This is a genomic window from Paenibacillus sp. plas6 (genome assembly GCF_057221655.1).
In genome coordinates this window covers 4,150,951-4,172,530 of record NZ_CM170151.1, presented here as the reverse complement: position 1 = coordinate 4,172,530, position 21,580 = coordinate 4,150,951, and the positions used below count along the sequence as shown (strand labels likewise).

At 38.6% G+C, this 21,580-nt stretch carries 24 protein-coding genes; all 24 read right to left on the bottom strand.

All coding sequences use genetic code 11. The features are described 5' to 3' along the window. Positions 1-10: 10 nt before the first annotated feature. The 24 genes from AC2TDL_RS18505 to fliQ all read right to left on the bottom strand — a co-directional run bounded on the left by AC2TDL_RS18505 (position 11) and on the right by fliQ (position 21,566). Positions 11-1,150, bottom strand: a complete 1,140-nt coding sequence (locus AC2TDL_RS18505; protein ID WP_484697535.1) for a 1-deoxy-D-xylulose-5-phosphate reductoisomerase — start codon at positions 1,148-1,150, stop codon at positions 11-13. A 13-nt stretch (positions 1,151-1,163) separates the two neighbouring features. After that, positions 1,164-1,958 carry a phosphatidate cytidylyltransferase gene (locus AC2TDL_RS18500; RefSeq protein WP_484697534.1) on the bottom strand — a complete coding sequence of 265 codons (795 nt, stop codon included), beginning with the start codon at positions 1,956-1,958 and terminating at the stop codon, positions 1,164-1,166. 25 nt (positions 1,959-1,983) lie between these two features. Further along, positions 1,984-2,748 carry an undecaprenyl pyrophosphate synthase gene (gene uppS, locus AC2TDL_RS18495; RefSeq protein ID WP_484697533.1) on the bottom strand — a complete coding sequence of 255 codons (765 nt, stop codon included), beginning with the start codon at positions 2,746-2,748 and terminating at the stop codon, positions 1,984-1,986. Between the two features lie 81 nt (positions 2,749-2,829). Then, positions 2,830-3,384, bottom strand: coding sequence for a ribosome recycling factor (gene frr / locus AC2TDL_RS18490; RefSeq protein WP_484697532.1), 555 nt, complete (start codon positions 3,382-3,384; stop codon positions 2,830-2,832). Further along, entirely contained in the window at positions 3,384-4,112 is a 729-nt protein-coding gene (pyrH, locus tag AC2TDL_RS18485) for a UMP kinase (RefSeq protein ID WP_484701281.1), read from the bottom strand. The genes frr and pyrH overlap by 1 nt, the downstream gene beginning before the upstream one ends. Before the next feature lie 108 nt (positions 4,113-4,220). Beyond that, positions 4,221-4,946 carry a translation elongation factor Ts gene (gene tsf, locus AC2TDL_RS18480; protein WP_484697531.1) on the bottom strand — a complete coding sequence of 242 codons (726 nt, stop codon included), beginning with the start codon at positions 4,944-4,946 and terminating at the stop codon, positions 4,221-4,223. Positions 4,947-4,981: 35 nt separating this feature from the next. Next, a complete protein-coding gene (gene rpsB, locus AC2TDL_RS18475) occupies positions 4,982-5,680 on the bottom strand; it encodes a 30S ribosomal protein S2 (protein WP_484697530.1) in 699 nt (232 codons plus the stop codon). Between the two features lie 173 nt (positions 5,681-5,853). Beyond that, positions 5,854-6,450 (bottom strand): hypothetical protein, encoded by a 597-nt coding sequence (locus AC2TDL_RS18470; protein WP_484697529.1) that lies wholly within the window; start codon positions 6,448-6,450, stop codon positions 5,854-5,856. Beyond that, positions 6,443-7,027, bottom strand: coding sequence for a DUF6115 domain-containing protein (locus AC2TDL_RS18465; RefSeq protein WP_484697528.1), 585 nt, complete (start codon positions 7,025-7,027; stop codon positions 6,443-6,445). Before AC2TDL_RS18465 ends, AC2TDL_RS18470 begins: the two co-directional genes overlap by 8 nt. A gap of 23 nt (positions 7,028-7,050) precedes the next feature. Then, positions 7,051-7,374, bottom strand: coding sequence for a hypothetical protein (locus tag AC2TDL_RS18460; RefSeq protein ID WP_484697527.1), 324 nt, complete (start codon positions 7,372-7,374; stop codon positions 7,051-7,053). A gap of 23 nt (positions 7,375-7,397) precedes the next feature. After that, complete coding sequence (locus tag AC2TDL_RS18455; RefSeq protein WP_484697526.1) at positions 7,398-8,795, bottom strand: DUF342 domain-containing protein; 1,398 nt, start codon at positions 8,793-8,795, stop codon at positions 7,398-7,400. A 21-nt stretch (positions 8,796-8,816) separates the two neighbouring features. Further along, a complete protein-coding gene (locus AC2TDL_RS18450) occupies positions 8,817-9,599 on the bottom strand; it encodes a FliA/WhiG family RNA polymerase sigma factor (RefSeq protein ID WP_484697525.1) in 783 nt (260 codons plus the stop codon). Between the two features lie 4 nt (positions 9,600-9,603). Next, entirely contained in the window at positions 9,604-10,053 is a 450-nt protein-coding gene (locus AC2TDL_RS18445; protein ID WP_484697524.1) for a hypothetical protein, read from the bottom strand. Between the two features lies 1 nt (position 10,054). Further along, positions 10,055-10,549: a chemotaxis protein CheD gene (locus AC2TDL_RS18440; protein ID WP_484697523.1), complete on the bottom strand. Its 495-nt coding sequence runs from the start codon at positions 10,547-10,549 to the stop codon at positions 10,055-10,057. After that, positions 10,539-11,165, bottom strand: a complete 627-nt coding sequence (locus tag AC2TDL_RS18435; RefSeq protein ID WP_484697522.1) for a chemotaxis protein CheC — start codon at positions 11,163-11,165, stop codon at positions 10,539-10,541. Before AC2TDL_RS18435 ends, AC2TDL_RS18440 begins: the two co-directional genes overlap by 11 nt. A 3-nt stretch (positions 11,166-11,168) precedes the next feature. Continuing rightward, a complete protein-coding gene (locus AC2TDL_RS18430; RefSeq protein WP_484697521.1) occupies positions 11,169-11,630 on the bottom strand; it encodes a chemotaxis protein CheW in 462 nt (153 codons plus the stop codon). Positions 11,631-11,642: 12 nt separating this feature from the next. Next, positions 11,643-13,709: a chemotaxis protein CheA gene (locus AC2TDL_RS18425; RefSeq protein ID WP_484697520.1), complete on the bottom strand. Its 2,067-nt coding sequence runs from the start codon at positions 13,707-13,709 to the stop codon at positions 11,643-11,645. 31 nt (positions 13,710-13,740) lie between these two features. Continuing rightward, positions 13,741-15,039: a protein-glutamate methylesterase/protein-glutamine glutaminase gene (locus AC2TDL_RS18420; RefSeq protein WP_484697519.1), complete on the bottom strand. Its 1,299-nt coding sequence runs from the start codon at positions 15,037-15,039 to the stop codon at positions 13,741-13,743. A gap of 22 nt (positions 15,040-15,061) precedes the next feature. Continuing rightward, positions 15,062-15,928 (bottom strand): MinD/ParA family protein, encoded by an 867-nt coding sequence (locus AC2TDL_RS18415; RefSeq protein WP_484697518.1) that lies wholly within the window; start codon positions 15,926-15,928, stop codon positions 15,062-15,064. Next, complete coding sequence (flhF, locus tag AC2TDL_RS18410) at positions 15,921-17,336, bottom strand: flagellar biosynthesis GTPase FlhF (protein WP_484697517.1); 1,416 nt, start codon at positions 17,334-17,336, stop codon at positions 15,921-15,923. Before flhF ends, AC2TDL_RS18415 begins: the two co-directional genes overlap by 8 nt. Next, positions 17,333-19,363, bottom strand: coding sequence for a flagellar biosynthesis protein FlhA (flhA, locus tag AC2TDL_RS18405; protein WP_484697516.1), 2,031 nt, complete (start codon positions 19,361-19,363; stop codon positions 17,333-17,335). The genes flhF and flhA overlap by 4 nt, the downstream gene beginning before the upstream one ends. Positions 19,364-19,380: 17 nt before the next feature. Beyond that, positions 19,381-20,478 (bottom strand): flagellar biosynthesis protein FlhB, encoded by a 1,098-nt coding sequence (gene flhB / locus AC2TDL_RS18400; RefSeq protein ID WP_484697515.1) that lies wholly within the window; start codon positions 20,476-20,478, stop codon positions 19,381-19,383. A 14-nt stretch (positions 20,479-20,492) separates the two neighbouring features. Further along, the gene (fliR, locus tag AC2TDL_RS18395) at positions 20,493-21,284 is read right to left on the bottom strand and encodes a flagellar biosynthetic protein FliR (RefSeq protein ID WP_484697514.1); all 792 of its coding nucleotides are present in this window, start codon (positions 21,282-21,284) and stop codon (positions 20,493-20,495) included. Positions 21,285-21,296: 12 nt separating this feature from the next. Continuing rightward, positions 21,297-21,566, bottom strand: a complete 270-nt coding sequence (fliQ, locus tag AC2TDL_RS18390) for a flagellar biosynthesis protein FliQ (protein WP_484697513.1) — start codon at positions 21,564-21,566, stop codon at positions 21,297-21,299. Between the last annotated feature and the right edge of the window lie 14 nt (positions 21,567-21,580).

The window sequence follows — 21,580 nt, the reverse complement described above, 5'->3', positions numbered from 1 at the left end:
ACAATAGTCATTAAATTACTGTTGCGATAGCTCTTGCCTCTTGGTCTACTGCAACGATAGCTTCAAGCGTATCTACTTTGCATTCCAAATGCTTGTCTAATGTTTTTTCAACTACACGCTCAATATCTAGAAATGCGATTTCCCGCTTCAAAAAGCGATCCACAGCAATTTCATTAGCAGCATTGTATACAATTGGTGCAGACAACCCTGCTTTTCCACATTCATAAGCTAACCGCAACATTGGATAGCGAGCAAAATCCATTTGTCGAAAATTTAACTGACCTAGTTTTGCCAAGTTTAATGGTTCACTATTGTTTGAAATGCGTTCTGGATAAGAAAGAGCGTATTGAATCGGCACGCGCATATCAGGCACACCAAGCTGGGCAATAATGCTATGATCGACAAATTCCACATAGGAGTGGATAATACTCTCTGGATGAATAAGTACATCGATCTGTTCATAGCTGACATTAAACAACCAATGGGCTTCTATAACTTCCAAGCCTTTGTTAGCCATGGTTGCAGAATCAATGGTAATTTTAGCTCCCATTGACCAGTTTGGATGCTTTAATGCCTGTTCAACCGTCACATTTTTCAACTGCTCGCGTGTAAAGTCACGAAAAGATCCGCCTGACGCAGTTAATGTTATGCGGTTAATCCTTTCATTTGATTCCCCATTAAGGCATTGAAAAATAGCTGAATGTTCGCTGTCAACGGGTAAAATTTGAACTCCGCGTCTTTGCGCAGATTCCATAACAATATGTCCTGCAGTAACTAACGTTTCTTTATTTGCTAAACCAATATGCTTGCCAGCCTCAATAGCAGCTAGCGTTGCTGGAAGGCCGCGACTGCCGACAATTGCGGTAATGACCATATCTGCTTCCTCAATCGAAGCAACCTCTATCAAACCTTGCTCTCCATACACGATTTTAACTGGTGATGAAAGCAATCCAGCTAATTTTTCAGCTAGCTCCTTAGTCGCTACACTTACTACCTGCGGCTTGAACTTTTGGATCTGCTCAGCAAGTAATGTAATATTACTTCCTGCTGACAGAGCTACAATGTTAAATTTATCTCTATGTTGATCAACGATATCTAACGTTTGCGTGCCAATAGAGCCTGTTGATCCGAGTAATGAAATATTTTTCACAAATTCCCTCCGCTTACATTGGGATTAATCCAGTTAAAACTAGGATAGGAAAGACAATAATCCAACTATCCGTACGATCAATAATTCCACCATGTCCCGGTAATATATTGCTCATATCCTTAATCCCGCGTACTCGTTTATAAGCAGACTGCATTAAATCTCCTAGCTGTCCTGCAATAGCAGCAACTAAGCCAATTAAAGCTGCGTGCCCTAAGCTAACGATGCTTGGTGCGATTAATGCAAAGACAATCGCAGTTACGATAGAGCTTAATACTCCACCAATTGCGCCTTCAATCGTTTTATTAGGGCTTATTAATGGGGCAAGCTTATGCTTTCCAAATGCACGACCGCAAAAATAAGCTCCAATATCACTAGCCCAAATCGTGCAAAATGCTAAGAAGCTCCACCATAGCGCATGATTATCCATTAATCTCACGTCAATCATTGCCGCGTAACCTATTCCTAAATAAACTGTTCCTATTAAAGTAAGTGCTACTTCATCAATACTATATTTATTTTTTGTGAAAACAGTTAGTGCAAGTAGTACAAACATCAACAGCCAAACAATCGTCATATCTGATAACCAGCTAACTCCATACCATTGAAATGGTAATACGAGTGCTAGTAAAGCAATATATGCTGCTAAAGCTAGAGGATTACTCCAGCTCATTTTATTCATTCTTAGAAATTCAAATAATGCTATACATGCCATTGCAACGATTAGTGCTACATAAAAATGCCCTCCTGCAATCATTAAGCCCAAAAAGACTGCACCTGCTAGGACACCAGTAATCACTCTTTGCTTCATCGCACTACTCCACCTCTAACGTGACCTACACTCCGCCAAAACGTCGTGCGCGCCGTTGATATTCTTTTATTGCTTCTAAAAAGTGCGCTTCGGTAAATTCAGGCCAATATACATCCGTAAAGTAAAATTCACTGTAGGCTAATTGCCAAAGCATAAAGTTGCTTAAACGAATTTCACCGCTAGTTCGGATTAATAAATCTGGATCTGGCATGTTTTTCGACTGCATGTAGCTTGAAAATAACTGCTCATCAATTTGATCAATTTGCAATTTACCTTCTTCTACCTGCTGAGCTATAGTTTTAACTGCTTGCAGTAATTCTAATCTACCACCATAATTTAACGCAAAATTAAGAACAAGCCCACTATTGTTCGCTGTTCTATTCATCGCTTCCTCAACAGCTTTACGCGTGTATGAAGGTAATTGTTCTCGATCTCCCATTACTCTTACTTGAACGTTGTTTTCCATTAATTCATCAATTTCAAGTTCAAGAAATTGCTGGGGCAGCTTCATCAAAAACTCAACTTCCTCTTTTGGACGCTTCCAGTTTTCAGTTGAAAAGGCATAGAGGGTTAAATATTTTACTCCAATATCATTTGCAGCAATCGTAATCCGTTTTACGGTTTTCATACCAGAATGATGCCCTGCAATACGAGGTAACCCTTTTTGTTTAGCCCATCTTCCATTACCGTCCATAATAATGGCAATATGTTCAGGTATATTATCAAGCTGAACTGGTAATTGAATTTGACGATCCTCTTCCCCTTTTTTAGTCCAAAATCGCTTTAACAATTGGCTCCCTCCCCAGCAAAGAAATCCTAGAAATGTCGCTATTTAGTGAAAGAACCCCACCTTATGGAGGGGCTTATCAACTTAAACTTCCAATATTTCTTTTTCTTTTGTAGCTAATATTTTATCGCTTTCTGCAATAAATTTATCAGTAAGCTTTTGAATATCATCTTGATAACGTTTTGATTCGTCTTCAGAAAGCTCTGTTTTTTCTAACTTTTTAATACTATCATTTGCATCGCGGCGAATATTGCGAATCGCAACTTTCGCTTCCTCTGCAATTTTCTTTGCTTGTTTTACAAGTTCATGACGACGTTCTTCTGTTAACATTGGAACAGTTAAACGAATAATAGCGCCATCGTTTGAAGGTGTAAGACCAAGGTCTGATTTCAAAATTGCGCGCTCAATTTCAGCAAGAGAAGACTTATCCCAAGGCTGAATTAATAGCGTACGAGAATCAGGTGTTGAAATGTTAGCCAACTGATTAAGTGGAGTTTGCGTTCCATAATATTCAACCGTAATACGGTCAAGTAAAGATGGACTAGCTTTGCCAGCACGTAAGGAAGCAAAATCGCGTTTTAGTGCTGCAATTGCCTTTTCCATTCTTTCTTCAGCTGACTTTTTAATTGCTTGCGGCATTATTTTCCACTTCCTTTCACAATCGTACCAATTTTTTCACCTAGCACAACACGCTTAATGTTTCCACTTTCTGTAATAGAGAAAACGATAAGTGGAATATTGTTATCCATACATAGGGATGAAGCAGTTGAATCCATTACACCTAAGTTGCGATTCAAAACATCCAAATATGTTAGTTCATCAAATTTCTCTGCAGTAGCATCTTTAAATGGATCTGCTGAATATACGCCATCTACTTTATTTTTCGCCATCAAAATAACTTCTGCTTCAATTTCTGCAGCTCGAAGTGCAGCCGTAGTATCAGTAGAGAAGAAAGGATTACCAGTACCAGCAGCAAAAATAACTACACGACCTTTTTCAAGATGACGAATCGCACGACGACGAATATATGGTTCTGCAATTTGTTGCATTGCAATTGAGGTTTGTACACGAGTTGGTACATCAATTTGCTCTAATGCATCTTGCAATGCCAATGAATTCATTACAGTAGCAAGCATACCCATATAATCAGCAGTTGCACGGTCAATTCCTTTAGCAGTCCCAGCAATTCCACGCCAAATATTACCGCCGCCAACAACAATTGCTACTTCTACTCCAAGTGCAACAACTTCTTTAACTTGGTTAGCGATGGAAGATATGACAGATGCTTCGATGCCATAGCCCTCTTGACCAGCTAGTGATTCACCGCTCACTTTCAATACGATGCGTTTATATACAGGATGTTCCAACTTATTAACCTCCATCTTACACCTCTTAGTAGAGGATTTAAGTATAATTCTATGTTTATACAAGTAAAGCGGGGCAGAAGCCCCGCCCCTCTTGGTTGAGTTCGGATTTTAACGTTTGATTTGAGCCATTACTTCTTCAGCAAAGTTTTCAACTTTTTTCTCAAGACCTTCACCTAGCTCAAAACGAGCGAAGCGGCGGATAGAAATGTTTTCACCAATCGTACTAATTTTTTCATTAACTAGAGTAGCGATTGTTTTGTCTGGATCTTTAATAAATGCTTGTTCTAACAAGCAATTTTCTTCATAGTATTTAGACATACGGCCTTCAACCATTTTTTCAACGATATGTGCTGGTTTGCCTTCATTAAGTGCTTGATTTTTAAGAATTTCTTTTTCTTTTTCAAGCTCTTCAGCCGGAACTTCTTCACGACGAACATATTTTGGATTAGAAGCCGCAATGTGCATTGCAACATCTTTTACAAATTCTTTGAACTGATCAGTTTTAGCAACGAAGTCAGTTTCACAGTTTACTTCAACAAGTACACCGATACGACCATTAGAGTGTATATAAGCTTCAACAAGACCTTCAGTTGCGATACGGCCAGCTTTGTTTGCAGCAGCTGCTAGACCTTTTTCACGCAAATGAGCGATTGCTTTATCAAGATCGCCACCTACTGCTTCTAGCGCTTTTTTACAATCAAGCATCCCTGCTCCAGTTCTTTCACGTAGTTCTTTTACTGCACTTGCGTTTACTGCCATATAGAAAACCTCCTGAAAAGTTAGATTGTATGTCCTTTTTCGTTCAAAAAAAGGGTAGCGAGAGGCTTTCACCATCTGACCACCCTTTGTTGTTTATTCAAACATTGCTATTATGCAGTTGTTTGCTCACCTTGGTTAGCTTCAACAATTGCATCTGCCATTTTAGCAGTAAGCAATTTAACCGCACGAATTGCATCATCGTTACCAGGGATAACGTAGTCAATTTCGTCTGGGTCACAGTTCGTATCAACGATACCAACAATTGGGATGCCCAATTTGCGAGCTTCTGCAACAGCAATGCGCTCTTTACGAGGATCGATTACGAACAATGCGCTTGGAAGTTCTTTCATGTTTTTAATACCGCCAAGGAACTTCTCAAGACGATCTTTTTCCTTTTTAAGAAGGATAACTTCTTTTTTAGGAAGTACATCAAATGTACCATCTTGTTCCATTTGCTCAAGAGATTTCAAACGTTCAATACGTTTTTGAATCGTTTGGAAGTTAGTTAGAGTACCACCCAACCAACGTTGGTTGATGTAGAAGTTGCCGCAACGTTCTGCTTCTTCTTTAACAGAATCTTGAGCTTGTTTTTTTGTACCTACAAAAAGCACAGTACCGCCTTCAGCAGCTACAGATTTAATGAAGTTATAAGCCTCATCAACTTTTTTTACTGTTTTTTGCAAGTCAATAATGTAAATACCGTTTCTTTCTGTGAAGATATAACGATCCATCTTTGGATTCCAACGGCGTGTTTGATGACCGAAGTGAACCCCAGCTTCTAGAAGCTGTTTCATAGAGATAACCGCCATATTCAACACCTCCTATTTTGGTTTTTTATTTTCCTCCGCTTCTCGCACTTTATGTTATTACTTGCAGCTAGCAAGCACCGATAACATAATTGAAAAGCGTGTGTTTTCAACACCGAAAATTAATATACCATATTGTACTATTAGAAGCAAGCAAATTATTTAATAAATCTGCTTTATTCGATTAACGTTAAGCTCTTTTCTGAAATTTGCTTTGTCGCCTCAGCTTTAGTAAGCGGTTGACTAGTAAACAACTTACGCAAATCCTCTAAATCAGATTGCTCCTCGACTTCAAAATAACCAGCGCGAATTAATGAATCCTTCTTTTTAAAATAGTTAATAAATGCGTCTGCATCCTCAATCACGCCATGCTCAACTAATTGCTCGGCTGTTTTTTTTATCGGATCACCATGACGCACTCTAAGAATGTAAGATGTTTTAGGTTTAGCAACCTCATCAACAGATGGCTCTGTTAATGGCTCGGCGTTATTTACTTCAGGCGTATTTGGAGCTTTAGGTGATTCCAGCTCCTCTGTTTCTACAGTATCAGTTTGCTTAGGCTGTTCATTCGTTGCTTCAGGAGAAGCATGAGGCATAGTCTCAGCTTCAGAAGTAGGTTCCACAGATGGGGTAGGAGATGCAACTTCATTTAATTGCTGTTCTATTTCCGTTAATTGCTGCTCGCTTTTTTGTCCTAGCTGAAACAGTTCCAACAATAAAGCCCCAATTATAATACCAAGTCCAATTCCAACGAGTAATGAACGTTTATGCATGGTATGCCTTCTCCTCCTGCTCAGCTAGTTGAATAATAAGTTGTATTTCTCCTTTATTTTTTCCTAGCTTTTTAGCAATTGACTCGATGGATTTCCCTGCATGATACAGCTCAAAAACATCTGCATAACGCTTATGTATACTATTTTCAGGTAAACTGACAATAGTTTTTTCTGTTTCTCCGTTACCGTTTTCAGCATTCCCTTGAGTTTCATTTATTGACAGAGGAGCAGCAGATTGGCTTAACATTTGCAGTTTAGCTTCTAATGCTGCACATTGCTGTGAGAGCTTTGCTAGCTGCTCCTCAGCCTGCTCATTACGCTTTTCTAGACGTGCAATCATTTCACTTTTCACACGTTCTTCTTCACGCAGCTTCTGCAAAGAGTCAGTTAGCATCTGCACTAAATCCTGGTGCTCTTTCTCCATATTCTCCATAAACTGCTCAAACGCTAGCTCGAGTTGCTCAATTTGAGCAGATGAACTAGCGTTATTGTTTGCTTTGTCTTTTCCTCTAGGTAGCAATAGAGCAGCAACAACAATTACTGCTCCAAGTAATGCAATATACTGCCATGAATCCATGAATATCCCGCCTTGCATCCTAATTAAAGTCGAATATCTAAGTTATGTCCTTTATACGGGTGATGTACCCCATCTTGTTCACGAAGCTCTTGCTTTTTCTTTCGTTGCTTTTTTCCTTTACCCTCTGATGATTCGCCTTCTCGATCACGTTCATCCTCGCGGATAATTCCTTTCTCCACTTCATCAACTGCCGATGTCTGTGTCCTTTTTTCTTCCGTTTCCTTTGCAACCATAGTCTCAAGAATGGTTTGTTCGGTAATTGGACGATTAATCATTTGCTGTTGTAGATTACTCAGTTCTGGAGCACGTGGTACGGATAGTTGGAGATTTAATGGATTTATTTCCATATTCCTCAACCCCAATCGTTTCCTTAGTAATAAGGCATCATTACGATCTCGCCATTTTCATATTTAAATACAATTCTGCTTGTTGTATCTTTAATATAACGTGTATAACGACCAATAACAATCTTAACTCCACCAAATGCTTGATTTTTAACGACAACTGTAGCTGATTCAGCATCTTCAAGCTGTTTCTCTAGTTCGATCAATTGCTCTTTCGCATCGCTTAACAGCTCTACGGTTTGTTTTTTTGTGACTAAAAGCTTTTGACGCATTGCTAGTCTGTCAGGTGTAAGTTTACCAGATACAGCCATTTGATCAAGGATTGCTAGAGCCTTCTCTGTACGATCCAAGTTTTCAGAATGTTCTTTAATAGCTGCTCGTAATTTAATTTGCTCGTCACGGAAAGTAGGATTAATACCAACCTCTATTGAAGTTGCAGCGGACATCGCATTACCAATTGTTTTTGCGATTACGCCATCTCCCGCTTGAATATTTCCGCCAACAATTAAGCCTTTAGGGCCATCACATATTACTTTTTTACCCGCTTTCACATTAGAATGCAGTATACTTTGACTAACTGTAACATTGCCGCCAGCTTCAACATTTGCATCTTGGATAAATGAGCATTTAATATCTTTTGCTGCTTTGATGTGACCTTTTCCAGAAGCCATAATCCCGCCAGTAATCTCAATCGAACCAGCAGCAATTAAATCAGCGCCTTCCACTCCACCTACGATGCGAATGTCTCCACCTGCATTAACTTTAAATCCTGTTAACACATTACCGCTAATAACTACTGTACCTACAAAGTCAACGTTTCCAACTCGATAATCAACATCGCCTTTTACTTCATAAACGGGAAAAACATTAATTTTATCTTTTTCAGTAATCGATATTAGTCCATCAATAGCTGAATAGAGGGTGTTTCCATCATTATTAACAACAACATTTTTACCCACTTTAAATCGAGCAGGCTTTCCTAATACACCAGGGATGACGTCACCATAAATGTCCATCCCTGGTTTTCCGATTTGGGGCGGTACAAGCTGAGCAATTAATTGGCCGCGCACAACGTTATCAAGCTGTGTCACTTGCTTAAAATCGATAACGTCGCGTTCACTTTGCTCCAGATTTTGCTTTTTGTTTACATCAACGAATTGAACATAGCCGTCCTCACCTTTACTTGCAGCAGTACCTTTAGCTATTTCAATTTTCTTATTCATATATAATATAGGTCTATTACATATTAAGGAAAGATTGTCGTGCAGTATTCCATGGACAATTCCTTTTGATTTAATAAATTGTTCCAGCTCTTGCGGTGCATAATTTTCATCATCATAAATGGTTTTAAAACTCAACCAGGCAGACAGTTTATCGGTAGAAACCTCAAGAATAACACTGGAATCAAGTTTTTCATTGTCCATACCTACACCTCCTAATAATAGTCATTGAAATAATTCTGCTTTATGCTGCTCTAAAACTCCTCGTAAACGTTGAATAGCTTTAGAATGAAGCTGAGAAATTCGCGAAGGGGATAGTTGCATTACTTCAGCAATTTCACTTAAGCTCAAATCCTCATAATAAAACAAAGAAATTACTGTACGTTCCTTCTCCGTTAATCGGTCAATCCCTTTTTCTAGGCTTGACTTTAAAAACACATCATCAACAGTTGACTCAGGCCTTTTTGCTGACTGATCTATTAAAAGAGACATACGTGTCTCTGCTTCTTCCTCACGTAATGGTTCCTCTAATGAAAACACAGTTGATAAAGAGATGTCCTGTATAATATTCGCAAAATCTTTTTCTGTAATATCAAGATATTCACATATTTCAGCATCAGTGACCGATCTCATATATCGCTGTTCTAGCACCTGATAGGCTTCATCGACCTTTTTGGCTTTTTCGCGAACCGAGCGTGGTACCCAGTCACCTTGGCGTAACCCGTCAATAATCGCTCCGCGAATTCGCCATGAAGCATAGGTTTCAAACTGTAAACCACGTAAATAATCAAATTTTTCAATGGCGTCAATTAAACCAATGACGCCATGACTTGCCAAATCTTCTTTTGAAACATTTTTAGGTAATCCAATCGACATTCGATTAGTAACATAATCCACTAGCAATAAATATTTTTCAATAAGATCCTTTTTAGCATTTAAATCACCATGTTCGCGCCATGCTCGCCATAAATCCATAGAAGTCAGGTGAGGTACTTTTTGCTCTTTCATCGGTTCACTCTCCTGTTAGGTGACGTACTGCTCTAGTCAGGTCTTCTGCTTGCAATTTATCAGTAGTTACAAGTTTCTTAGGTTTTAATGGTTGAAATTGAGACGATTTATCGTCCTCAATATTGCTCGATTCATTTACTTCTGGTTTAGTTTGTACCATTTGCTCACGCAATATCGAACTTAAATCCTCTTCACCATCAGGTGTAACAAAATCAATATTAGAGCCTGATAATTGCTCGTTTGCATCCGCATTGACTTCAGCTTTAGCTGAGTGATTGTTAATTAAACTGCCTATAATGTAACGTACACCATAGGCAAGTATGAAAAACAATAGAAACGAGTATCCACCTCGTAATAGTGAAATTTCCCAAGGATTATTGACTAACCCTAATAAGAAAATTAACACTAAGCCAAACAACCCGAAACTTACATTCCAGCGCCAGCTTCCATACATTTTAGATCTCCTTTACACCTTTTTGCACACTGCGAATGGTTAGTATTCCATTCTCTGAACTTAATTCGATTGTTCGTCCATAGTTCCCACCAGTATCTTGTGAAATCAACGGAATTTTATAATGCTCTAACATGGAAATACACGATTCAACATTTCTTGGACCAATTCGCAATGAATCAGTTTGACCAGGTAAAGTAAACATCTGAGCTCCTCCAGCTAACTTAGCCTGTATTGAACGAATGTTTGCGCCTAACGCAATCATTCGTTCAATTAGTTCAGGAATAGCGGTATCAGCATATTTGGCAACATTAATTGGAGTTTCTCTCGCAATTGATGAAGAAGGAAGCATAACATGTGCTAATCCAGCAATCTTCACAATTGGATCAAATAGTGATACTCCTACACAAGAACCAAGCCCAGTTGTTTTAAGAACCTCGCCGTTTGTTCCAGTATTGAGGTCTGCCATTCCAACTTTGATCATCTTCTCACTTATCATCGATTTCTACTCCTAAGGCTTTAAAAATCGTTTCAAATGAGTTCGGATCTGGAATTAAGAAAAAATGGCCCTCAACTGTCTCACAGTCCTCAAGAAAACTTGTTTCAATAAGCAGTGCAGAATCGCCCATTTCTCCATATTGGATAATTCCATAGCTTAAAATTGCTCCAGCCATGTCATGCGATACTACAGGAACGGAGGGTTGCATTTGCAGCTTGGTAAAATCTGCAAGTGAAGAAAGATAGGAGCCTGCAAGAATATTTCCAATCTCACAAAGCGTTGACATTTCAAGCTCCGTATATGTTCCATCATTTTTATGCTCCCCTGGCAACAATTCCTTCATTAGCTTTTCAGCATAATGCTCCTGCATAATAAAAAACATATTACCTGGCGTATCGCCTTCTACTCGCAAGAAAACGGCAATGACGATTTGCTCGAAGCCTCCAACTTTTTCTGCAACTTGTTCAAATGGCAATATCCTCACACTTGGAACAGACATATCGACAGGTTTATTAAGAAGTGTAGACAAAGCAGTTGCTGCGTTTCCCGCTCCAATATTACCGATTTCTTTCAAAACATCAAATTCAAAAGCTTTAAACCGGTTAAAGTTGGTCAATGTTTACACCTCTAATTGCTCTAATTGAATAATTTCTGATTTATTAAGCACCTCAGAAAGATTCAACATAATCAATAATCGATCTTCGCCGATTTTTGCAATTCCATCTAAATATTTAGCTTGAATACCACCTACAATTTCAGGTGGAGTATCAATAATATCTTTGTTAATATCAATTACATCATTTGCAGAATCTACGATAAAGCCTACCTCCATATCATTAACAGCAACAACTATGATACGAGTATGCTCAGTCACTTCAGTTTCTGGCAAATTAAAACGACCACTCAAATTAATAACAGGCACAACTACTCCGCGCAAATTAATAACTCCTTTGATAAAAGAAGGTGTTTTAGGTACGCGTGTAATAGGAGACATTCTCTCAATCGTACGAACTTTATCTACTTCGATGCCATATTCCTCACTGCCTAGTCCAAAAACGATTACTTTTAATTCTTCACTCATGTTAACCCCTCCTTATTTAATTAAAGCATTTGGATCAATAATTAGCGCTACTTGACCATCCCCTAAGATGGTAGCACCAGATATGCCTGCAATATTTGTTAAATACTTGCCTAGTGACTTCAAGACGATATCACTTTGACCTATAAACTCATCAATAATAAGTGCCGCCCATTTATCGCCTTTTTGAATTACGATAATTTCATGTTCGTCTTCATTCTCTTCACTAAAGCTAGGAGAATCAAATAAAGTAGAAAGTGAAATAATTGGAATAACAGCATTTCTAAATTTGACCATTGGACTGCCATGTACATTTAGAATATTCGAACGCTGAATAATTGCAGTTTCCACAATCGAAGATAACGGAATCGCATATTTTTCATCGCCAAGCTTAATTAACATCGCAGAAATAATGGACAATGTTAATGGAAGCTGTACAGAGAATTTCGTACCTTTTCCTTGAACTGAAGTTACTGAAACATTTCCACCAAGAGACGTAATTTTTGTACGTACAACATCAAGACCTACGCCGCGACCAGAAATATCAGAAATAACTTCAGCTGTACTAAAGCCCGGTGCGAAAATTAGAGAATTGATTTCATCAGTGGACAATTTGCTAGCTTCTTCCGGCTTAACAATTCCTTTACTAATAGCCTTTTCAAGCACTTTTTGCGTGTTAATTCCGCGGCCATCTTCTTCAACTTCAATAAATACATGGTTTCCGCTATGGAAGGCACGTAAGTAAACAGTACCTGTTTCCGGTTTACCCGCAGCAATCCGATCACTAATCGTTTCGATACCGTGGTCAACGGAGTTACGCAGCAAATGGACAAGCGGGTCACCAATTTCATCAATAACGGTTCTGTCAAGTTCTGTGTCAGCACCTGTAATAATAAGGTCGATTTTTTTATCTAATGACTTAGCTAGGTCACGAACCATACGCGGGAATCGGTTAAATACTGTGTCGACAGGCACCATTCGCAGCTTCAAGACGATATTTTGCAAGTCGGAACTTACACGTGCCATATGCTCGACAGTTTCTATCAAATCCTGACGTTTTATTTCGCTAGCAAGCTGCTCTAAGCGCACACGATCGATTAACATTTCACTGAAAAGGTTCATTAATGAATCAAGACGTTCAATATCGACACGGATTGTGCGGTTAGCTACTGGTGCACCATTTGATTTGGCAGCTGCTTTTGCAGGAGCTTTTGCTGCGTCGGCACTAGCTTTGTTACCTTCAGCAGGCTTTGCTGCTGGAGCTGCCGCTGCGGCTGCTGCTTGCTGCTGACCAGTACTTGCAAGGTTAGCAAGGGACTCCTCGTCAAGCGGTAGAACCTCTACTGATTCAATTTCTGAAATTCTATTAATTCTATCAACCAATTCTTCTTGACTAATTGAACTAATTGTAAATACAGTAAATGAGCGATCAAACTTTTCTTGTTCCAAATCTTCAACAGAAGGATCTGATTTTACTACTTCGCCAGAATTTTCTAGCACCTCAAATACCATATATGAACGAGCAGCTTTCAAGACACAGGTTTCTGTTAAAGTAACCTTAATATAAAATACTTGTAAGCCGCTTTCGATAGATTGCTTTAATACAGAAGATTGATATTGATCAAGCATTCCTGTATCAGAGCTAGAATTAGTTTTAGTTACTGCTGCAGGAGTAACTGTTCCAACACCGCCATTTTTATGCTCACCTTTGACAATACTTGTAAGATTGGCTACAATCGCAGAAACATCTAGCTTACCAGTACCACCCTGAACGACATCCTCTACCATTGATTCTAGTGCATCTAGACCTTTAAACAATGTGTCAAAAATAAAATCATCCATACTTAGTTTTTCATTACGCACTAGGTCTAGTACATTTTCCATCTCATGGGTTAACGATGCTAAGTCCTCAAAGCCCATCGTTGCAGACATCCCTTTAAGTGTATGGGCAGAGCGGAAAATATCCTGCACGATTGAAATATCATCAGGTGCACTTTCTAGTCTCATTAGATTGTCATTAAGTGCCTGTAGATGATCATGTGATTCGTCAATAAACATTGAAAGATAAGCATTCATATCCATAACATGACACCTCCTATTAGTTGTATTGCTCTTAGTGGGTTAAAACTCTTATTAATTCTGGAGCAATCTGTGTTAATGGTATTACTGTGTTAGCAGCTCCCAGCTCTATAGCAGACCTTGGCATACCAAAAACAATACAGCTTTCCTCGGCTTCAGCTATTGTAGAAGCAACACCTTGATCAGCAAGCTTTTTCATACCTTGTGCCCCATCGCTACCCATACCGGTCATAAGAACTATATGTCGCTCAAGCTCTGGTACATCTAGTAATGATTCAAATAGCACATCTACTGATGGACGGTGACCATTAACGGATGGTTCATCACTTAAAGCAATCTTATATTGTCCATGCTGACGAGTAACTTTCATATGCTTGCCGCCTGGTGCTATATAAGCTTTACCATTTTCTAGCTTCATACCTTCCTCTGCCTCATACACGTCAAGTTGACTTAAACTATCAAGTCGCTGAGCCAACGACTTCGTAAAGCGCGGGGGCATATGCTGAACGATGACGAGCGGAGCCGGAAAATCTTTAGGCAAGCTACAAATAACTTCATGCAATGCTCTTGGACCACCAGTTGATGTACCAATAGCTACGATTGATGTTACTTGACTGCTTAATCTTGCATTTTTACTTTCTGTTCCAGCTGGTGCAGCACGTTCATCCGTTGACTTGTTGTAAACAATCGGATTTTTCGTAACAACTGTTTGTTGCACCGGCTTCGGCTTCTTACTTACTTTTTTAGTCGTATCTTTTTCTTCAATTTGGGATTTGATAGTTTGAGAAGAAGATTTCGACAATTTTTGATTTGCTTTTATTTTATCATTTTTTGGGAGTAGCGGTTCATTTTTCTCTAAATTGTCAAGTAAATTACTACTTTTTTGAATTTTGGGCACAATTGGCTTCGGCGCTATAAATTTGCGACGTGTAAGTACCGCAATTCTCAACTTATCTAGTAGAATTTCTCCAACCGCGTGTATATCCTGTGCCTTCGCTCCTACCATGGTAGGCTTCCGAATAAAGTCAAATGCGCCATATTGCAAAGCTTTAATCGTGTCTTTCGTATTTGCTTCACTAATGCCAGATAACATAATGACAGGCAGCTTATGCTTTTTTAAGATAAGCTGTAACGCCTCTAATCCGTTCATTCTAGGCATTTCTAAATCTAGCGTTATGACGTCAGGTTTTGTTTGGTCTATACACATCACAGCATCTAATCCATTTTCAGCAGTACCTACTACTGAGAATTTAGGATCACGTTCTATTAGATCCGTTATTATCTTTCTCATAAATGCTGAATCATCTACTACCAATACACGATACCGTTCCATAATTTTGCCTCCCTACTCAGGATTATCTTGTTAGCTTAAAAAATTTATGTAGAAATCCTTTTATACCATTGGAAGTACTGGTGACTGGAAGATTAAGATATTGCTGAGCAATACCATTAATAGATTTAGAGGCTTCACAGTCCGGAAATAACAGTAGTAACGGCACTTGCTTTTTCACAGATTTAGATACATGTATGTCGTCAAAAATAAATCCCATTGTTGGGATATCAATATCCAAAAAACGCTTGGTAGCGCTAGCAACATTATTAGCTGTTCTAATTCCTTCCATTCGATCACTAATGCGATTTACAACCAATCTAAAAGAAGTTTTTTCTTCGACAGAGTAGACCATTTTTATTAGCGCATATGCATCTGTAATAGAAGTAGGCTCAGGAGTAGTAACAACAATCGTTTCATCAGAAGCTGTAATAAACTGAACTGCCTCTTTAGACAGCCCGGCTCCAGTATCAAAAATAATGAAATCATATTGCGTTTGCAGTTTAATAATTTCATTACAAAACCGTTTAATCTCCTCATCAGAAAGTCGAACCAAATCTAAAAATCCAGAACCACCTGCTATAAAATTTAAGCCATCTGGTCCGACACTAATAATCTCCCAAACATTTTTTTCATTTTTTACTAGATGATATAGATTGTAATGGGCGTTTGCCCCCATTAACACATCTATATTCGCCATGCCAAAGTCTGCATCAATCAAAAGCACACTTCTTCCTAATCGTTGCAGAGCAAGCGCAAAATTTAAGCTGAAATTAGATTTCCCAACTCCGCCTTTTCCACTTGTAATTGATATAAGCTTAGTATTCCTTCGATGTTGACGTTCGGTATTTTGTTGTACTAGCTTGCGTAAAGCCTCGGCTTGGTCATACATGTTGTGGCTCTCCTAGCATTAAATCAATATACTTCTCTAAATTAAATGCCTTAATATCATCTGGTACATTTTGACCGCTTGTCACAAACAAAGGAGTTAAGCCGTATAACATAATCAAGTTGAAAATAATTCCGTAACTGCTTGTTTCATCTAACTTAGTAAAAACAACCTTTCTGACACCATACTTGCTGAATTTTTCTGCAACGATTTTCATATCAGCAGTTCTACTAGTTAAACTAATAACTAACACAGATTCACTATGCTCATCATTAGGCAGTAAACTATTTACTTCTGATACAAACAAATCGCTTTTGTAATTGCGACCTGCAGTATCCATTAAAATCAGCTCTGCATTATCAAGTGAGGTTATCGCTCGTTCAAGCTCAAGCGGAGAAAAAACAACCTCTAAAGGAATATTTAATATATTCGCATAAGTGCGCAATTGTTCAACTGCTGCGATCCGATAAGTATCCGCTGTAATTAATCCTAACTTTTTCTGTTCCTTAATACTGTAATTTGCAGCTAACTTAGCGATCGTTGTCGTTTTCCCAACACCGGTTGGTCCAACAAACTGAACAAATCTCGTCGTAGACAAAAGGTTTCCATGCTGATATGGTGCAAGCCATTCATAAAACCTCGCCTTTGCTAGCTGCCAAAGTTCTTCAGCCGATAATGGATTACTGCCGTTTTGCTCTTTTTCCAGAAATTCCTCAATTATTGTATCAATCCATTGATTATCAACTTCCTGCTCGATCAAACGATTTTTGAGTGCTTGGAGCGAGTCAGAAAGCTGTATGCTAGATAAGCCCTTTTTACTCATTTTTAGCATTTCTTGCTTTAGGCTTTGAATCTCATCCACAATAAACTGCTCGATAGCCGTCATTTTAACAGCCTGATCGGAATGAGCCTTTTTATAATGCAACGCTTGTTCTTGTTCTAAAGCATTTGGATTTGGCTGTGTATTAGCAGCTTTAGCTGCTCCATTTTGACCAATATTAGGACCAGCATTAGCACTTGAATAAACACGAGCTGCAAAATTGGGATTAGCAGACTTCTCTGTCGATGAAACGTTAGCACTTTTTTCCTGATTAGAAACAGACTGTGCTGCAGTTGCTTCAGAAGCTGCTGGTGATTCTTGTACCTTAGGACGTTGCGATGCTTTTAATATTTGCTCAATGACAAGATCAACTTGATCCTCAGTAAGCTTTTTCTCCTTTTTAGGCTTATTACTTGTTGCATTCGGTTCTATTGCAGCAAGAACCTCTAGCTTACGTTTACGAAACATCCCTAAAAAGCCGCCTACTTTAACTTCTTTTGACTCTAATATAACAGCATCTTTACCTAGCTCATTACGAATAAGGGGTACTGCCTCGGACAATTCGTCAACAACATATCGTTTTACTCTCACAGGTTAACCACCCCAACGCTTTGTACTTCAATATTTGGCTCTAGCTCACTATAAGATAAGATCGGCAAGTCCTGCATTGTACGAGCGACGATCTGTCTTAAATACATGCGTATTGAAGGTGAAGTCAATACAATTGGCTGTTGACCAGATTGTAGCAAGCGATTTACTTGCTCATTCAAGCGCTGATAGATCTGTTGAGAACTAACTGGATCCAAAGATACATAGCTGCCTTGATCATTTTGTTGTACGGACTCCAAAATTTTCTTTTCTAACTGTGCTCCTAATGTTATAACGCGTAATGATTGACCATTAGCTGTGTATTGTTGAGTAATTTGACGGGATAACGCTTGTCTTACATACTCTGTAAGAATGTCGGTATCCTTTGTATATTGCCCATAATCTGCTAACGTTTCAAAAATAGTTACGAGATCACGAATCGATACTTTTTCTTGCAATAACTTAGTTAATACTTTTTGCACGTCACCTAATGACAAAATACCAGGTATTAAATCGTCAACAAGCGCTGGATAATTAGACTTAAGATTTTCCACAAGTGCTTTAGTTTCCTGACGTCCAATTAATTCATGTGCGTGACGCTTAATAATTTCAGTTAAATGGGTCGCAACAACAGATGGTGGGTCAACAACAGTATAGCCAGACAGTTCTGCTCTTTCTTTTGTTAACTCGTCAATCCAAATCGCTGGTAAGCCAAAAGCTGGCTCTGTAGTCTCAATACCGTGAATATTCTCATCATCTATACCTGGACTCATTGCCAAATAGTGATTGAGTAACAATTCTCCTCGAGCTACAGTATTACCTTTAATCCTAATAACGTATTCATTTGGTCTTAATTGAATATTGTCACGAATTCGAATAACTGGTACGACCAAACCAAGCTCTAGCGCACATTGTCGCCTAATCATTATAATTCGGTCTAACAAGTCTCCGCCTTGCTGTGTATCAGCAAGCGGAATAAGTCCATATCCAAATTCAAATTCGATTGGATCCACTTGCAGCAGACTAATCACACTTTCTGGACTTCTAACTTCTTCAATTTGTTGTTCTTCCACAAGCAGCTCATCCTGTTCTGCTTTTTTCAGTTGCGAACGACTTAGCATATAAGCTGCACCTGCCAGCAAGATAGCAAAAGGCCAAGTCCGCAAAATACCAATTGGTGTTAAACCTAAAAGAGCAAGCGCTCCTGCAGCAATATATAACAGCTTAGGGTATTTGAAAAGCTGAGTCGTAATATCCTCTGCTAGATTGCCCTCAGAAGCAGAACGAGTAACAATCAAACCTGCTGATGTTGAAATTAACAGAGCTGGAATTTGTGCAACCAAACCATCACCAATCGTCAAAATTGAGAAAGTGGTTAGAGACTCTTGGAAGCTTAAATCCCAATAAACCATACCAATAATAAAACCGCCAATAAGGTTAATGATTACCATAATAATAGTCGCGATGGCATCACCTTTAACAAACTTACTGGCACCATCCATTGCTCCATAAAAATCAGCTTCACGCGAAATAATTGCGCGACGTTCCTTTGCTTCTTGTTCATTGATTAATCCGGAGTTCAAATCGGCATCAATACTCATCTGTTTACCAGGCATAGCATCAAGCATAAAGCGTGCAGCTACTTCAGCAACACGTTCTGAACCCTTTGTAATAACGATAAATTGTACAACAACGAGAATTAGGAAAATGACAAAGCCGATTGCAACCTGACCGCCGCCGACCCATTGCCCGAATGTTTCGATAACTTCTCCCGCTTCTGCATTTGATAAAATACTTCGCGTAGTAGAAACGCTAAGCGCTAGACGGAATAGCGTTGTTACGAGCAAAATCGCTGGAAATATCGCAAAATCAAGTGCTGATTTCGTATTCATTGCAACAAGTAAAATAGTGATCGCTACCGTAATGTTAACTATTAATAGAAAGTCAATTAATATAATAGGGAGCGGTACGATCATCATGAGAATAATACCGATAAGGCCACATGTTATAATAATCTCTTTTAGCTTCATGATGTTCCCTCCCTCAATTATCGTTTATTACTAGCTCTACCTTTAATTCTATATACATATGCCAGCACCTCAGCAACAGCTTGGAACAAGTCTTGTGGAATTGCATCCCCTATTTCAGTTTGGCTGTATAATGCACGTGCTAATGGCTTATTTTCCATCGTTATGACATTGTTCTCTTCAGCTACTTTTCTAATTCTTAAAGCAAGATGATCCATCCCTTTGGCAACAACAACAGGAGCCTCCATGCTCAACGCATCATACTTTAAAGCAACAGCAAAGTGAGTTGGGTTCGTAATGACAACATCTGCATTAGGAACTTCCTGCATCATACGAGAAATTGCCATTTTCGTTTGTCTTTCACGAATTCTTCGTTTAGTTAACGGATCCCCTTCAGATCTCTTATACTCATCCTTAATGTCCTGCTTGGACATTTTTAAGCTTTTTTCATGCTCATATCTCTGATACAGATAATCAAAAAGTGCTAAAACAATCAAAATAGCGCCAGTCGTTATTCCAAGACGAATTACTAAAGCTGACAGATAAGAAACAACTGATTCTATAGGCTCCATACCAAGCCCAAAGATTTTGTTCCATTCGCTCTTAATTATTGTGTAAACTGCCACTGCAACAATTGACACCTTGAGTAAGCTTTTTGCAAACTCAACTAAACTTCTCATAGAAAAAATACGTTTAAATCCTGAAATAGGGTTTAATTTCTTTAAGCTTGGTTTTAATGATTCAGAAGTTAATAAAAAACCAAATTGAGCAATATTTGATACAAATCCTGCAACAAGTACAATTACAAAAATAGGTGCTAAAAGCAGTAGACATTCCAATAAAATTCGTTGGAATACTTCCCCTAAATTTGAAATTGTTACATCCATTAAGAGCCAGTTTTCAAACAAATCTTTAAGCAGTGAAGTCATATGTGTTGAGTAATAATTACCTAACATTGCGAACGAGGCAAAAGCTAATGTAACCACAATCGCTGCCGGCAATTCCTGTGACTTCGCAACTTGCCCTTTTTTACGAGCATCTCCCCGCTTCTTAGGAGTCGCCTTCTCTGTCTTCTCTTGAAATAGCTGGAGATCGAGAACTAAACGATATTTACGCACTACTTGCCTCCAATCTATGCAGGCGGACCTTGCACAATCCCAAACATTTGCTCAAGTGTATTGAACATAATAGAAAATAGTTTCTCAAAAATCGTTGCTAAACCTGGCATTAATAAAGCAATCAAAAATAGACCTAACATAATTTTGATTGGAAAACCAATGACAAAGACGTTAAACTGTGGAGCAGTTTTGGCTAAAAAGCCTAATCCCACATCGGTTAAAAACATAGCAGCCATAATCGGCAATGCTATCTGCACTCCAATAGCCAAACTCGATACAACTGCATTTGTAATAAATTCAGCTAAGCTACCATCAGCCATACGAGCAAACCAAGCATTTTCAATTGGCATATAGAGATAACTGTCCATTAATCCAGCAAGCAAATAATGATGACCATTCATTGAGAGAAAGATAATTAGCAGCAGAAGATACTTAAAGTTACCAATCAAAGGCATAGTAGCACCTGAAGTCGGGTCAACGATATTAGCCATTGAAAAACCGATTTGCATATCGTTAATACCGCCAGCTGTTTGTACGGTTAAAAACATGATTAGCACAATAAAGCCCATCATAATGCCAATTAATACTTCTCGCAAAATCATCAAAACATACTGTAAATCAAGTACTAGAGTTTGATTTAAGCCTTGCACTGAAAATACTAATAAAGAAATAAAAAAGCCGAGACCAATCTTAAAAATCGTCGGTACACTTTTATGACTAAAGATAGGAGAAACGACGAAAAAAGCTGTTACTCGACAAAAAATTAACAAAAAAATAGGAAGTGCTTCTATAAAAACTTCTGTCATATCATTCACAGCCTATCCAATGTAATTATGCAAATTGCTGAAGATGTTATAAGTAAAATCAACAATTGTATTAAGTATCCATGGACCAAAAATGATGACAGAAACTAACACGGCAACAATTTTTGGGACAAACGCAAGCGTTTGTTCTTGAATTTGTGTTGTTGCCTGAAAGATACTCACTGCTAAGCCTGTAATTAATGCTAAGACTAGCATCGGAGCCGAAGCTTTTAGGACAGTAAATACCGCTTGACCAGCAATTCCAAGAATAAATTCTGCACTCAATGTCTACACTCCTA